This window comes from Pseudoalteromonas sp. S558, from assembly GCF_005886635.1.
Taxonomy (GTDB): domain Bacteria; phylum Pseudomonadota; class Gammaproteobacteria; order Enterobacterales; family Alteromonadaceae; genus Pseudoalteromonas; species Pseudoalteromonas aliena.
Window position 1 is genome coordinate 1 of sequence record NZ_PNDU01000483.1, and the last position, 302, is coordinate 302.

1 pseudogene is annotated in these 302 nt (G+C 40.7%); it reads right to left on the minus strand.

From position 1 onward, the window contains the following. A pseudogene (locus CWB66_RS21000) lies at window positions 1-192 on the minus strand (Mobile element protein); the annotation flags it as partial. Between the last annotated feature and the right edge of the window lie 110 nt (window positions 193-302).

The following is a 302-nucleotide window of genomic DNA, read 5'->3' on the forward strand; positions in this document are numbered from 1 at the left end:
AGCACAGACGTCAATACAAAACACCTTGGCTAACTCAAGCAGTTTGTCTTCAACCCACCCTCTGCGGTGTTCGTAAGATTGACCAGTAAAATAGTCTTCACCGCACAAAAAAGCACGCCGAACACAACGTGATATACAGTGATAATACTTTGTATCAACCAAACTTACTTGACGCTTTCTTGCGATAGCCATGTGACACCCTGCTGGTTTTTGCACTAAACAAAGACTAGTACTTCGTTTCACAAAGTGCAAAAAATTAGAATGGGTGTCATTGTTATTTGTCGAACGAAAAGCTATCTACT